Consider the following 12,985-nt stretch of genomic DNA (forward strand, 5'->3'; position numbering starts at 1 on the left):
CATGAGCGACACCGGCACCAAACCCGTCAAGAAGTACCCGCCGATCCATCTGCAGGCCGGCCGCCAGCGGCGCGTCATGCAGGGGCATCCCTGGGTCTATTCCAACGAAGTCCAGATGGACACCATCGCCAAGGCGGTGCCGCCCGGCAGCCCGGTGCGGCTTCTGGACCCCGGCGGGACGCCGCTGGGCATCTACACCTTCAATCCGCACACGCTGATCGCCGCGCGGCTGCTGTCGAGCGATCCGGCGACCGTGGTGGACCAGGACTTCATCGCCGGCCGTCTGCGCCGTGCGGTCGAGCTGCGCGACCGGCTGTTCTCCCGCCCCTTCTACCGCGTGGTCCATGCCGAGGCCGACGGGCTGCCCGGCCTGATCGTCGACCGTTTCGACGACGTGGTGACGGTCCAGGCCAACTCCGTCTTCATGGACCGCCGGATCGACGAGATCCTGGCGGCCATCGACGAGGTGATGGCGCCGCGCGCGGTCATCCTGCGCAACGACGGCAGCCAGCGCGCGCTGGAAGGTCTGGTGGAGGAGACCCGGCTGGCGAAGGGCGAGATCGACGGCCCGATCCGGCTGGAGGAGAATGGCGTCACCTTCTTCGCCAATCCGCTGGACGGCCAGAAGACCGGCTGGTTCTACGACCAGCGCGACAACCGCGCCTTCATCGCCTCGCTCGCCAAGGGCGGGCGCGCCATCGACTTCTACAGCTACAATGGCGGCTTCGGCATCCAGTGCGCGGTGGCCGGCGCCACCCAGGCCATCGCGGTCGACCGCTCCGCCCTGGCCCTGGAGAACGCCACCCGCGCCGCCGAGGCCAACGGCGTCGCCGACCGGTTCGAGGCGCGCAAGGCCGACGCCTTCCAGGAGATGGAGCGGCTGAGCGCCGCCGGCGAGACCTTCCAGGTGGTGGTGGCGGACCCGCCGGCCTTCGTAAAGTCGAAGAAGGATCTGGCGGTCGGCTGCCGCGCCTACCGCAAGATGGCGCGTCTGGCCGCGAAGATCACGGCGCCCGGCGGCTATCTGCTCTGCGGGTCGTGCAGCCACAATGTCGACCCGCCGACCTTCGCGGAGCAGGTCGCCCGCGGCCTGCACGACGCCGGCCGCACCGGCCGCATCCTGCGCAGCGCCGGTGCCGGTCCGGACCACCCGGTCCACCCGCACCTGCCGGAGTCGGCCTATCTCAAGGCCATCGTGCTGCAGCTGGATTGAGAGCGTTCAGGCTTCGATTGCCCCCACCCTAACCCTCCCCCGCTGGGCGGGGAGGGGACAAGTGCTTAGGTGGGAGCGCGGCGGCAGTCCCTCCCCGCCCAGCGGGGAGGATAGGTGGGGGTCCAACTTCCTCACCGCTCGAACACCCCCACCACCTCCACATGCGCCGACCACAGGAACTGGTCGACCGGCCAGACCTTCACCAGACGATAGCCGCCATCCACCAGCAGCCGCGCATCGCGGGCGAAGCTCGACGGATTGCAGGATACCCCCACCACCCGCGGAACTTTGCTTCCCGCCAGCACCGCCGCCTGGGCCGCGGCGCCGGCGCGCGGCGGGTCGAACACCACGGCATCGTAACGATTGAGTTCCTTGGCGCTCAGCGGGTTCTCGAACAGGTCGCGCCGCTCCACCGTCAGCCGCAGCCCCTGCACCGAGCGGCCGAGCGCCGCCACCGCCGGCTCGTCGCCTTCCACCGCATGAACCGCGGCTTGTTGCGCAAGCGGAATGGAAAAGGTGCCGATGCCCGCGAACAGGTCGGCGATGCGGGCGGCCTGCCCCACCCCCTCCCGCACCGCCGCGACCAGGGCGGCCTCGCCCTCGGCACTGGCCTGCAGGAAGGCGCCGGGCGGCGGCTGGATCGGAACGCCTGCGAAACGAATGAAGGCCGGACGGCGGTTCGCCACCGGCTCCGGGGCAGCGCGGTCGGCGGGCTGCCAGGCGATGCGGGCGATGCGCTCCGGCTCGAAAGCGACCAGGGCTTCACGGGCGGCACGGTCGAGGCTGCGCGGCCCGACCAGCAGCAGATCGGCCCCGCCCTCCAGATCGGTCAGAACCATGTCGGCGTCGCCGCCGTCCGGCAGCAGATTCGCCAGCAGGCTGCGCAGGGGCTCCACCAGGGCGAACAGGCGGGGCGCCAGAACCGGGCATTCCTCCAGATCGACCAGCCGGTGGCTCTGCCGCTCGTTGAAGCCGAACCAGACGCGCTTGCCGCGCTTCAGCGCCGCGAAGCGGGCACGGCGGCGGGCACCAGCAGGCGTACGCGCCAACGGCTCCAGCGGCACCTCGCCCAACCCGACCCGTTCCAGCGCCCCGCGCACCATCCCGATGGTCCAGGCGGCGTACGTCGCATCGTCCATCTGCTGAAGCGTACAGCCGCCGCAACGGCCGAAATGGCGGCAGGGCGGCGTCTGGCGACCAGGGCCGGCTTCAAGGACTTCAAGAAGTTCCGCCCGTACGCCTTCCCCCTTGCCGTCGCTGTCGGCCATGCGTACGCGCGCACGGTCGCCGGCCACCGTGTAGGGTACGAACAGGCGCAAGCCGTCGGCGAAGGCCACCCCGTCGCCGCGGGCGCCGACATCGGTGATGGTCACCTCCAGCTCCCGCGTTTCGGCCGGAGCATGGAAGGTCTGGCGGGCGGGCTGGCGTCCCTTGGCGAAGGGGCGCTTGGCTGGTCGCGTCATGTCGGGTTCCGGTGCTGCGGGGCTACAGCGCCCCCTTTACGCCTCCAGCAGCTTGGCGCGCAACGGTTCCGGAATGGGGGTCGGGCGATGGGCCGCCTTGTCGACGATCACCGCAACCGTCTCCTGAGTCGCAATGCAGCGGTCGCCCAGGAAGATGCCGCAGCCCAGCGTGATGGAGCTGGTGCCCAGCCGCAGGGTCCGCGCGCCGATCCGCACCGTATTGGGATACAGAAGTTCCGCCTTGTATTCGATCAGGCTGCGGGCCAGCACGACGGTCCAGGGATCGTCCTCGCGGAAGCCGCCGGCCCCGTGCAGCAGGGCGATGCGCGCCTGTTCGAAATAGACGCCGATGGCGTTGTTGTTGACATGGCCCAGCGCGTCCAGGTCGTTGAAGCGCACGCGCTCCTCCCACCAGAAGCGATAGCTGTCGGGGCTGGTCAGGTCGGGCGTGCCGGTCATGCTGTTCCCTTGCCGTATAGGTCAATCCGCTTCCGGACTGTGGCGTATGGTCGGGGGTGGCGCAAGCCCGGCCGCCCGTTTGCGGCCGCTATTTGCGGCGGACCCCGCGAATTCCCGCGCCAACCGCCGATTGGGCGTGTTATTGGAGTCGGACCAACCCTCCGCAACGGACCGGACGATGAGCAAGGACACCACCAACCAGACGGCCGAGGCGCTGTTCGAAAAGGCGCTGTCGATCGCCGAAAAGCATCTGGATGAGGCGATCAAGGAAGGTGGCCCGCTCGGCCCCTACATCGCCGTCGCCATGATCGAGGCCGCGGTGAACGCCGCCGTGGACGAGACCAGCCACGAAGACGTGATCGACATGCTGCGCGACCTCGCCGCCCAGATCGAGGCGGACGCCGACGAGTCGGACGAAGACTGAGCCTCAGGCGGTTACGGACCCTGCCTGCCGGCGCGCCTCGCGCCGGCGCAGGATCTCGTACACGACGGCCCCCAGGATGGTCAGCGCGATCAGCACCAGCGACAGCGCGTTGACCGCCGGGGTCAGGCCGGTCCGCACCTTGGTCGCGATATAGACGGTCAGGGTGGTGTCCAGCCCGCGCACGAACAGCGTGGTGTTGTAGTTCTCGAAGCTCTGCAGGAAGGCCAGCAGGGAAGCCGACAGGATCGCCGGCATCAGGTACGGCAGCGTGATGCGCCGGAACACCTGCCCATGCGTGGCGCCGAGGTCGAGTGCGGCCTCCTCCAGCGCCGGGTCGAACCGCTCCAGCCTTGCCGAGAACAGCAGCATGGCATAGGCGGCGATGAAGCTGGATTGCGCCACCACGGTCAGGAACAGCCCGCCGCTGACCCCGAACCATTCCCGCCAGAACACCAGGGTGGAGATGCCGACGATCACCCCCGGCGTCAGCAGCGGCGACACCATCAGCGCGTAGAGGAAGGTCTTGGCCCGGCTGTGCAGCCGGTCGAGCAGCAAGGCCGCCGCCAGTCCCAGCGGCATGGCCAGCGCGATCACCCCCGCCCCCACCATCAGGCTGGTGCCCAGCGCCGCCCACATGCGCTGGTCGTCCCACAGCGCCTGGAACCAGTTCAGCGTGAAGCCCATCCAGGGCGTCACGGTGGGAAAGCGGCTGCTGTTGAAGGTCGCCGCCGCCATGATGCCCAGCGGCAGGAACAGATAGGCGAAGAACAGCACCAGATAGGCGCCGGTCAGCAGGCGGCGGAGGCGGGCGGCGGTCATGTCGGCGATCCCATGGGCTGCGGGCTCACTTCGCTATATCGGCCAGCCCGACGCGGAACAGCCGCATCGCGCCGAGGATGAAGCCGATGCACAGCACCAGCAGGATGAAGGCATAGGCCGCCCCCTGGTTCCAGTTCCCGCCTTCGAAGAACCAGTTGTAGATGATCTCGGTGAACCAGCGGCTGTTCGGCCCGCCCAGCAGGGCCGGCACGGCATAGCTGCCGGCCGCCAGCATGAAGGTCATGATGCAGCCGACGGCGATGCCCGGCTTGGCATGCGGCAGGACGATGCGGCGGTGGATGCGCAGCCAGCCGGCGCCCAAATCCCGCGCCGCCTCGATCTGGTTGCGATCCAGAGATTCGATGGCGTTGTAGAGCGGGAAGACCATGAACAGGATGTAGACATACACCATGCCGACGATCACCCCGCCGTCGCCGCCCAGGAAGCGCCGCGGCTCGTCGATGATGCCGAGCCCCAGCAGGATCGCGTTCAGCGGCCCGTTGAAGGCCAGGATGATGTACCAGGAGAAGGTGCGCAGCAGCTCGTTGATCCAGAAGGGCACGACCAGCATCAGGATCAGCAGCGGCAGCCGCCGCTTCGGCGCCACCTGCGCCAGATAAAAGGCGACCGGATAGCAGACGGCCAGCGTGGTCAGCGTGACCAGGGCGCTGGCCCAGATCGTCTTCAGGAAGATCGCCAGATGGATCTGGTTGGTCCACAGGGTCAGGTAGTTCCTGACCGTGAACACGTCCTCCGGCCCGCCGAGCTTGGACGGGGGCAGCGACGGCCGGAAGGAGAAGCCGATCATCATCAGCTGCGGCAACACCACCAGCAGCGCCAGCCACAGCGCCACCGCCAGCAGGATCACCCCGGTCAGAACCGGGCCGTACCGGCGAAGAACCTCCGTCATTCGGGCGCTGCTCCAGCCTGTTGGACCGGTCCGACGCCTATCATGGGGATTCCCGCCGGCGCAAGCGCGGCTATATGACGATGACGTTCAGATGAGGGGTGGCCGATCGGTTGTCCGTTCAGCCGAGATTGTGCTTGGCCACCACGGCGGCGAAGTCGTCGCCGAAATGCTCGCCGACGCGGATGACGGAGACACCGTGCGGAATCTCCTTCAGCGACGGGTGGTCGAGGTTCAGCGAAGTCAGCAGCGCCATCGGCACATGGTGGGTCACGCTCATGGCGCGCAGGCCGCGGATCAGGTCGAGGCCGGACAACCCGTCCATCACCATCGAGGCGATGACCATGTCCGGGGGCACGCGGACGGCAAGGCTGATCGACTCGATGGGGTCGGTCACCGTCATGGTGCGGAAACCGCAGGCCGCCAGTTCAGACCCCAGCTTCTTGGCGACGACCTTCGACGGGGTGACCAGCATGATCTCGACGTTGCGGACCTCGACGTCGGTGACCTGGAACTCGTAGCGCACCGGCAGGGCGCGGATAATCTGGTTGGTCTCGGCCAGCAGCGGCTGCTCGGCGCGGTCGACCAGTTCGGCGATGCGGTCGACGAAGATCTGGATGTCGACCAGCTGCTTCTCGTCCAGCCGCTTCAGGCCGCTGAGGTAATCCTCCAGACGGTGGGCGACGAGGCTGACGGTGGGATAGCCGAAGCTGGTGCCCATGCCCCGGAAATTGTTGGCCGCCAGCCGCAGCACGCCGATGGTTTCGGCATCCGTGCGCAGGCCCTTCACACGGTCGGCCAGCGTCGCGTTCATCATCTCCAGACGGTCGCGCGCGTCGTCGACGAACTCCATGCGCAGGCGGTCTTCGAGATCGTCGGTCGACAGGTACGAGGCCATGGAGCGGTTTCCAGCTGGAGAAAGGGGTAACCCGAAGGTACACCAAATCCCCGCGCCGAAACAGACGCGGCGCGCCCCAATGTCCAAGAGCGCGCCGCCATTAATGAATTTCTGCTATGGCAAGCTCAGAGCCGCGCCAGCAGCCCCTGGAACCAGGCCAGCCGGTCCTCGGCCTGGGCAATGTCCAGGTCCAGCCAGGAGGCGAAATGCCCCTCGCCGCCGACATCCGCCCGCTTCAGGTCGCCCAGCCGGGCCAGTTCGGTCTCGCAGAGCGCCACGAGATTGTCGATCTGGTCGCGCTGCGACTCGACATCCAGCAGATGGAGGAAGCGCAGCTTCAGCGCGATGACCAGCTTGTTCAGCCCGTCGGCCGACGGCGCGCGGACATTGGCGCGCATCAGCGTCTCGAACTCCGCCCGGCCGGCCGGGGTCGGACCCAGCAGGGCGTTGTCCTCCATGCCGCTGCCGTCCAGCGCCTCGATCAGCCCCTCGTAGCGCAGCATCTCCAGCGAGGTGCCCATCAGGTCCAGCGACGGCCCCATGATGCGGTCGAGGAAATGGCGAACCGCGCCGGCCAGATCGGCATAGCGCAGCGGCCCGCCCTGGATCAGCGTGCCCAGGACGACGAGGCGCACGGCCTCCTTCGGCATCAGCGAGTTGTCACGATACATGGCGAACCCCCTGGGCGATGCCCCGGAAAGACGGATGGACGACAGGACAGCAGCCGGTCCGCAGCGAAGAAACTGCGAACCGGTCGCAACACTATCCCCAAGTTAGGGATGACCGATCCATATGTCCAGAGGACAAAACGTCCTTACCGCCAAAGGGGTCTTTGCCGGAGGGCTTCGCCTCAGGCGGCGAGCCGCAGATCCAGCCGGCTCCACACGTCCAGCAGCGCGTCCACCAGCATGCCCATCTGCGCGTCGGTGTGCAGCGGGGTCGGGGTGAAGCGCAGCCGCTCCGTCCCGCGCGGGACGGTCGGATAATTGATGGGCTGGACGTAGATGTTGTGCCGCTCAAGCAACTCGTCCGAGGCGCGCTTGCAGCGGTGGGCGTCGCCGACCATCAGCGGAACGATGTGGCTGACCGACGGCATCACCGGCAGGCCGGCATCGGTGAACATCCGCTTCAGGGTGGCGGCGCGTTCCTGGTGCTTCGCCCGCTCAGTCCCGCTGTTCTTCAGGTGGCGGATGGAGGCGAGCGCACCCGCCGCCAGCACCGGCGACAGCGAGGTGGAGAAGATGAAGCCGGCGGCGAAGCTGCGGATGCAGTCGATCAGCGCGCTGGAGCCGGTGATGTAGCCGCCCTGCACGCCGAAGGCCTTGCCCAGCGTGCCCTCGACGATCGTCAGCCGGTCCATGGCGCCGTCGCGCTCGGCCACGCCGGCGCCGCGGGCGCCGTACATGCCGACGGCGTGCACCTCGTCCAGGTAGGTCATGGCGCCGTGCTTGTCAGCCACGTCGCACAGGTCATGGATGGGGGCGATGTCGCCGTCCATCGAATAGACGCTTTCGAACGCCACCACCTTCGGCCGGCCGGGAGCGATGCCCGACAGCAGCTCGTCCAGGTGCTTGGGGTCGTTGTGGCGGAAGATGTGCTTCTCGGCGCCCGAGTTGCGGATGCCGGTGATCATCGAGTTGTGGTTCAGCGCGTCCGACAGGATCACGCAGTTGGGCAGGATCTTGCCCAGCGTGGTCAGCGTCGCGTCGTTCGACACATAGCCAGAGGTGAAGAGCAGCGCCGCTTCCTTGTGGTGCAGGTCGGCCAGTTCGCGCTCCAGCAGCACATGGTAGATGTTGGTGCCGGAGATGTTGCGCGTGCCGCCGGCGCCGGCGCCCACCTGATCCAGCGCGTCGTGCATCGCCTTCAGCACGCTGGGGTGCTGGCCCATGCCGAGATAGTCGTTGGAGCACCAGACAGTCACCGGACGCTCGCGCCCGTTGGAATCGCGGAAGGTGGCCGTCGGGAAGTTGCCCGCATGGCGTTCCAGATTGGCGAACACGCGGTAGCGGCCGTCCTGCTTCAGCGTCGCAATCTGGTTGCGGAAGAAAGTTTCGTAATCCATCGCGCGTTCCCGTTCGCGTTCATCCACTAAGGATCGGCTGCACCGGGCTTGGACATAGGAGCTAAGCCATTCGTCCGGCGCGTCGAAGAGGATGGCATGATCCTTTCCGGCATTCCACCCGGCATTGATCGAAATCAAGCCGCCACCGCATGGGACCTTCGCATAAGTGGCGGGCTACCATGTCCTGCGGATGCCGCATGTCGGCTTCCCGTCGGCGGCCGATCCGGACCGCCGCGACTTGAACTCCGCAGCGAAGATATCGGCTCGACTTCCCGAATAACCATGGATGTCCTCCGGGAATACGTGCGGATGTCCACTTTCGCCCGCCGGTCAGGGCCGGGCGGGGCGCATGGCGGCACGCCCCCGAAGAGAAAACCATCCCGCGGATTTATGTCCAGGTTGCGAAAATGGTGTCATTGCGGCAAAAGGTGGTGCTTCCATCCGAAACCTCACCCCCAACGGGACCTGGGACATGGCGCAGACTCAAAGCATCTCCACCATCCCCGACTTTACCGAGGTGGGGGCGCTCGGGGTGGTCGGCCTCAAGCGCATCTGGTGGCGCCAGTTCTACGACTCAAGGCCGACCGGCGACGAGGCGACGCGCGAGTGGCGGGCCACCCATGTGCTGACCAGCGGCCTGCAGATCGGCCTGGAAGAGTTGTATCGCCATCTGGGCGTCGTCCGGCCCAGCTTCGCGTCCTTCGAGGATTGGATCCTCCAACGCAACGGCGGGTCCATCGACCGCGCGGTGGTGGAACGCATCAACGCTGCGCTGACCGGTCAATCGCCTCCGGCCGGCGCACGCGCCTTGACCGAGGAAATCGACGCCATGCCCCCGGTCCTGGATGCCGACGACCTCGCCCATTGGGAGGAGCACGGCTGGGTCATCCTGCGCGACTCGATCAGCCGGGAAGCCTGCCAGGCGACCGCGCAGGCGGTTTGGGACGAACTGGGCAAATCGCCGGACGATCCCGCCTCGTGGGAGGAGTGGACGGACCTGCAGCAATGCGTGTTCATCCAATTGTACCGCCATCCGGCGCTCGACGCCAACCGGCGGTCGCGGCGCATCCACAAGGCGCTCGCCCAGCTCTGGGGAAGTGCCGACCTGTGGGTGAGCACCGACCGCGTCGGCTTCAACCCGCCGGTCACGCCCCGCTGCGGCTTTCCCGGCCCGGGTATCCATTGGGACGTCAGCCTCGTCCGCCCAATCCCGCTGGGCATCCAGGGTCTGATCTACCTGACCGACACCGCCGCGGATCAGGGGGCGTTCGGCGTGGTGCCGGGCATGCACCGCACGCTCGACGCCTGGATGGACTCGCTGCCGCCGGACACGTCGCCGCGCAAGCATGCCGAACGGCACCTGACGCTGACGCCCATTCCCGGGCGGGCGGGCGACCTCATCCTGTGGCACCACGCCCTGGCGCACGGTCCGACGCCGAACCATGCCGACCGGCCGCGGCTCGTGCATTACCTCACGATGTTCCCATCCGATTTCCCGTGGACGCCGGCTTGGCTGTAGGACGGGCTAGCAACGGCATCGACGGAGCCGCCGGCCGGGTACAACGACCTTCCGGCGCAGGCCCCGCGTTCGCGAGTTTTCTACGGCGTCACTTGGTGCCGAACATGCGGTCGCCGGCATCGCCCAGGCCGGGGACGATGTAGGCGTTCTCGTCCAGATGGCTGTCGAGAGCGGCGGTGAAGACCTTCACGTCCGGGTGCGTCTGGTGGAAGCGGCGCACGCCTTCGGGTGCGGCGACCAGCGCCATGAAGCGGATGTTGTGGTCGTCCACGCCGTGGCGGTTCAGCACGTCGCAGGCATGGGCGGCGGAGTTGCCGGTCGCCAGCATCGGATCGACGACAATGAACAGCCGCCCTTCGGCCGGCGGCAGCTTCACCAGATATTCGTGCGGCTGCTTGGTGTCATGGTCGCGGTAGAGGCCGATATGCCCCTCGCGCGCCGACGGCACCAGTTCCAGCAGGCCGGCCGACATGCCGAGACCGGCGCGCAGCACCGGCACCACGGCCAGCTTCTTGCCCAGGATCACCGGCGCGTCCATCGGCTGCAGCGGCGTCTCGATCCGCTCGGTGGTCAGCGGGATGTCGCGCGTCAGTTCGTACCCCATCAGCAGCGAGATCTCGCGCAGCAGGGTGCGGAACCCGCCGGTCGACCGCTCCTTGTTCCGCATATGGGTCAGCTTGTGCTGGATCAGCGGATGGTCGAGAACGAACAGGTTGGGAAATTCGGGCTGGGTGCGCATGGAATCCGGATCGCGGCTGACAATAAGGTTGGCCTGATCCTACCGCGCCAAGGGTGCCGGGGCCAAGGGGCTGACCGGCAAGGTGTCGCAGGCCAGCTACCCCCGCCCGGCCTTCACCGGAACGGCCTTCTGCTCCGGCCGGTCGATGCCGTAGCGGATCACCCGGTTGCGGCCGGAATTCTTGGCCTGATAGAGCGCGCGGTCGGCGCAGACCACCAGATCGTCCACGGTCAGGTCGGCCACCGCCTCCACCAGCCCGAAGGACGCGGTGACGGGGATCAGCCGGCCGTCGGGCAGCATGACCGGCGAGCGCATCAGGTCGACGCGCAGCCGCTCGATCACCGCATAGCCCTCGTCCAGCCCGGTTTCCTTCAGGCAGACCAGGAACTCCTCCCCGCCCATGCGGAAGGCCTCGTCGAAGCTGCGGACGCCGCGGCTGATGACGGCGGCGGTGGCGGCCAGCACCCGGTCGCCGATGTCGTGGCCATAGCTGTCGTTGATGCCCTTGAACTTGTCGATGTCGCACAGCGCGACGCAGAAGGGCTGGCCGGTGCGGCGGTAGCGGTTGTGCTCGCGCTCCAGCGCCTCGCTCATGCCGCGGCGTGTGCGCAGGCCGGTCAGCGGGTCCAGGCCGGAGGCGGCGGCGGCGAAGGCGCGCTCCATCCGCCGCAGATGCAGCATGAACTCCTCGAAGCGGCCGATCACCCCTTCATACTCGGCCTCGGTCGGCAGCTCGCCGCCGGATGCCTTCAGCAGGATCAGCCGGGCCTGCCGGTGCATCTGCTCGTGCAGGTTCGCCAGCTTCTGCACCGCCGGCTGCTGCAGCAGGTCGTCGCGACTCGCCGCCTGGCACCAGGCCTGGAAGGAGGCCGGGGCCGACGACCGCTCCCCGCCACGGCCCTCACGGTAGAAAACGGCGCGCTGCCACTGGCCGATCCAGCGCAGATGCTCGTCGAGCACGGCGCCGAGCGCCTCGGTTGTGGACGGAGTGGTCGAATCGCTCATGGGCGCATCCTACCCGACGGCGCAGGGTCCCGCCATGCGATCAAGATAAGCCGAAGCATTCGTCTAAAACAGGCCGCTTTCGGGCAAAATCGACGCTAAAGCCCGGCGACCGCCGACAGGAACGCGCGGACCAGCGCCGGGTCCTTGTGGCCGGGGCGGTCCTCCACGCCCGACGACACGTCGACCTCGGCGGCGCCGGTGACGCGCACCGCCTCCGCCACATTCTCCGCCGTCAGGCCGCCCGACAGCATCCAGGGGCGCGGCCAGCTGCGGCCGGCCAGGATGGTCCAGTCGAAGGCGATGCCGTTGCCTCCGGGCAGCGCCGACACCTTGGCCGGCGGCTTGGCGTCGAACAGCAGCCGGTCGGACACCTCCGCCGCCTCCAGCGCCGCGGCCAGATCTTCCGGCCCGCCGATCCTGATCGCCTTCATCACCGGCAGGGCATAGCGGGCCTTGATCTCGGCGATGCGGCGCGGCGTCTCGGAACCGTGCAGCTGGATCAGGTCGAGCGGGACCTGCCCAGTCACATGCTCCAGGAACTCGTCGTCGGGATCGACGAACAGCCCGACCGAGCGCACCCCGGTCGGCAGCAGCCGCGCCAGCTCCGCCGCCATCGGCGGGGCGATGGCGCGCGGGCTGCGCGGATAGAAGACGAAGCCGACATAGCGCGCCCCGCCGGCGACGGCGGCGCGCAGGCTCTCGGGCTCGGTCAGGCCACAGATCTTGGCGGCGACGGTCATGCATCCCCTCCTGGGTTGGCCTCGATCTCCGCCACGATGCGGCGGGCGGCGGCGGCCGGGTCGGGATCGGCGGTGATCGGACGGCCGATGACCAGATGGTCGGCGCCGGCGGCCAGCGCCTCCGCCGGGGTCATGATGCGCTTCTGGTCGTTGGTGGCGGCCCAGGCCGGGCGGATGCCGGGCACCATCAGAATGAAGTCGGGTCCGCAGGCCGCGCGGACCAGCGCCACCTCGGCCGGGGAGCAGACGACGCCGTCCACCCCGGACGCCTTGGCCAGCTTCGCCAGCCGCACCACCTGCTCCGCCACCGGCACCGACTGCCCGACGGCGCCGAGGTCGCCCTCGTCCAGGCTGGTCAGCACGGTAACGGCCAGGATCTTCGGCCGGTCGGCCCCGGCGCTGGCCGCGGTCTCCGCCGCCGCCCGCATCATCGCCAGCCCGCCGGAGCTGTGGATGGTCATGAAGGCCGGCTTCAGCGGCAGCGCCGCGCGCACGCCGCCCGCCACCGTGTTGGGGATGTCGTGCAGCTTCAGGTCGAGGAACAGGGGCGGGCCATCCTCTCCCACCACGGCACGGACGCCGGCCGGCCCCTGGGCGATGAAGAACTCCAGCCCCAGCTTGATGCCGCCGACGGCCCCGGCCACCTGCCCGGCGATGCGGCGGGCGGCGTCGATCTCGGTGGTGTCGACGGAGCAATAGATGCGCGAGGCTGGCGCGGTCATGGGCAGGCGGTC

The 12,985-nt window shown here is 68.4% G+C and carries 14 protein-coding genes; 3 read left to right on the plus strand and 11 right to left on the minus strand.

The genetic code is table 11. The features are described 5' to 3' along the window. Position 1 precedes the first annotated feature (1 nt). Positions 2–1,213 (plus strand): class I SAM-dependent rRNA methyltransferase, encoded by a 1,212-nt coding sequence (locus tag AB8P05_RS07645; RefSeq protein WP_472757515.1) that lies wholly within the window; start codon positions 2–4, stop codon positions 1,211–1,213. Between the two features lie 131 nt (positions 1,214–1,344). On the opposite strand, the gene AB8P05_RS07650 is transcribed toward AB8P05_RS07645, so the two are convergent. Then, positions 1,345–2,676 (minus strand): class I SAM-dependent RNA methyltransferase, encoded by a 1,332-nt coding sequence (locus tag AB8P05_RS07650; protein WP_472757516.1) that lies wholly within the window; start codon positions 2,674–2,676, stop codon positions 1,345–1,347. 36 nt (positions 2,677–2,712) lie between these two features. Further along, positions 2,713–3,135 (minus strand): acyl-CoA thioesterase, encoded by a 423-nt coding sequence (locus tag AB8P05_RS07655; RefSeq protein WP_455172625.1) that lies wholly within the window; start codon positions 3,133–3,135, stop codon positions 2,713–2,715. A gap of 178 nt (positions 3,136–3,313) precedes the next feature. Between AB8P05_RS07655 and AB8P05_RS07660 the strand changes: the two genes are divergently transcribed. Next, positions 3,314–3,559 (plus strand): hypothetical protein, encoded by a 246-nt coding sequence (locus tag AB8P05_RS07660; RefSeq protein WP_455172626.1) that lies wholly within the window; start codon positions 3,314–3,316, stop codon positions 3,557–3,559. A 3-nt stretch (positions 3,560–3,562) separates the two neighbouring features. On the opposite strand, the gene AB8P05_RS07665 is transcribed toward AB8P05_RS07660, so the two are convergent. From AB8P05_RS07665 to hemA, 5 genes are all read right to left on the minus strand, one after another. Next, the gene (locus tag AB8P05_RS07665) at positions 3,563–4,378 is read right to left on the minus strand and encodes an ABC transporter permease (protein WP_472757517.1); all 816 of its coding nucleotides are present in this window, start codon (positions 4,376–4,378) and stop codon (positions 3,563–3,565) included. Positions 4,379–4,403: 25 nt separating this feature from the next. Beyond that, positions 4,404–5,288, minus strand: coding sequence for an ABC transporter permease (locus AB8P05_RS07670; protein ID WP_455172628.1), 885 nt, complete (start codon positions 5,286–5,288; stop codon positions 4,404–4,406). Positions 5,289–5,406: 118 nt separating this feature from the next. Next, positions 5,407–6,183: a response regulator gene (locus AB8P05_RS07675; RefSeq protein ID WP_455172629.1), complete on the minus strand. Its 777-nt coding sequence runs from the start codon at positions 6,181–6,183 to the stop codon at positions 5,407–5,409. 125 nt (positions 6,184–6,308) lie between these two features. After that, on the minus strand, positions 6,309–6,854 hold the full coding sequence (locus AB8P05_RS07680) for a hypothetical protein (RefSeq protein ID WP_472757518.1): 546 nt from the start codon (positions 6,852–6,854) through the stop codon (positions 6,309–6,311). Between the two features lie 179 nt (positions 6,855–7,033). After that, positions 7,034–8,248, minus strand: coding sequence for a 5-aminolevulinate synthase (gene hemA, locus AB8P05_RS07685; protein ID WP_455172631.1), 1,215 nt, complete (start codon positions 8,246–8,248; stop codon positions 7,034–7,036). 472 nt (positions 8,249–8,720) lie between these two features. Between hemA and AB8P05_RS07690 the strand changes: the two genes are divergently transcribed. Further along, positions 8,721–9,767, plus strand: coding sequence for a phytanoyl-CoA dioxygenase family protein (locus AB8P05_RS07690; RefSeq protein ID WP_472757519.1), 1,047 nt, complete (start codon positions 8,721–8,723; stop codon positions 9,765–9,767). Positions 9,768–9,855: 88 nt separating this feature from the next. Here AB8P05_RS07690 and upp read toward each other — a convergent pair whose 3' ends face one another. The 4 genes from upp to pyrF form a co-directional block, all read right to left on the minus strand. Next, entirely contained in the window at positions 9,856–10,506 is a 651-nt protein-coding gene (gene upp / locus AB8P05_RS07695; RefSeq protein WP_455172633.1) for a uracil phosphoribosyltransferase, read from the minus strand. 96 nt (positions 10,507–10,602) lie between these two features. Then, positions 10,603–11,511, minus strand: a complete 909-nt coding sequence (locus AB8P05_RS07700; RefSeq protein WP_472757520.1) for a diguanylate cyclase — start codon at positions 11,509–11,511, stop codon at positions 10,603–10,605. A gap of 95 nt (positions 11,512–11,606) precedes the next feature. Then, on the minus strand, positions 11,607–12,251 hold the full coding sequence (locus AB8P05_RS07705) for a phosphoribosylanthranilate isomerase (protein WP_455172635.1): 645 nt from the start codon (positions 12,249–12,251) through the stop codon (positions 11,607–11,609). Then, the gene (pyrF, locus tag AB8P05_RS07710; protein ID WP_472757521.1) at positions 12,248–12,973 is read right to left on the minus strand and encodes an orotidine-5'-phosphate decarboxylase; all 726 of its coding nucleotides are present in this window, start codon (positions 12,971–12,973) and stop codon (positions 12,248–12,250) included. Before pyrF ends, AB8P05_RS07705 begins: the two co-directional genes overlap by 4 nt. Between the last annotated feature and the right edge of the window lie 12 nt (positions 12,974–12,985).

The sequence above is a fragment of the Azospirillum sp. VT-I1 genome, from assembly GCF_055698305.1.

What these genes read in the sequence shown, in the direction of transcription:
- AB8P05_RS07645 (WP_472757515.1), top strand. Translation starts at nt 2, where the DNA reads ATGAGCGACACCGGCACCAAACCCGTCAAGAAGTACCCGCCGATCCAT.
- AB8P05_RS07650 (WP_472757516.1), bottom strand. Translation starts at nt 2,676, where the DNA reads ATGACGCGACCAGCCAAGCGCCCCTTCGCCAAGGGACGCCAGCCCGCC.
- AB8P05_RS07655 (WP_455172625.1), bottom strand. Translation starts at nt 3,135, where the DNA reads ATGACCGGCACGCCCGACCTGACCAGCCCCGACAGCTATCGCTTCTGG.
- AB8P05_RS07660 (WP_455172626.1), top strand. Translation starts at nt 3,314, where the DNA reads ATGAGCAAGGACACCACCAACCAGACGGCCGAGGCGCTGTTCGAAAAG.
- AB8P05_RS07665 (WP_472757517.1), bottom strand. Translation starts at nt 4,378, where the DNA reads ATGACCGCCGCCCGCCTCCGCCGCCTGCTGACCGGCGCCTATCTGGTG.
- AB8P05_RS07670 (WP_455172628.1), bottom strand. Translation starts at nt 5,288, where the DNA reads ATGACGGAGGTTCTTCGCCGGTACGGCCCGGTTCTGACCGGGGTGATC.
- AB8P05_RS07675 (WP_455172629.1), bottom strand. Translation starts at nt 6,183, where the DNA reads ATGGCCTCGTACCTGTCGACCGACGATCTCGAAGACCGCCTGCGCATG.
- AB8P05_RS07680 (WP_472757518.1), bottom strand. Translation starts at nt 6,854, where the DNA reads ATGTATCGTGACAACTCGCTGATGCCGAAGGAGGCCGTGCGCCTCGTC.
- hemA (WP_455172631.1), bottom strand. Translation starts at nt 8,248, where the DNA reads ATGGATTACGAAACTTTCTTCCGCAACCAGATTGCGACGCTGAAGCAG.
- AB8P05_RS07690 (WP_472757519.1), top strand. Translation starts at nt 8,721, where the DNA reads ATGGCGCAGACTCAAAGCATCTCCACCATCCCCGACTTTACCGAGGTG.
- upp (WP_455172633.1), bottom strand. Translation starts at nt 10,506, where the DNA reads ATGCGCACCCAGCCCGAATTTCCCAACCTGTTCGTTCTCGACCATCCG.
- AB8P05_RS07700 (WP_472757520.1), bottom strand. Translation starts at nt 11,511, where the DNA reads ATGAGCGATTCGACCACTCCGTCCACAACCGAGGCGCTCGGCGCCGTG.
- AB8P05_RS07705 (WP_455172635.1), bottom strand. Translation starts at nt 12,251, where the DNA reads ATGACCGTCGCCGCCAAGATCTGTGGCCTGACCGAGCCCGAGAGCCTG.
- pyrF (WP_472757521.1), bottom strand. Translation starts at nt 12,973, where the DNA reads ATGACCGCGCCAGCCTCGCGCATCTATTGCTCCGTCGACACCACCGAG.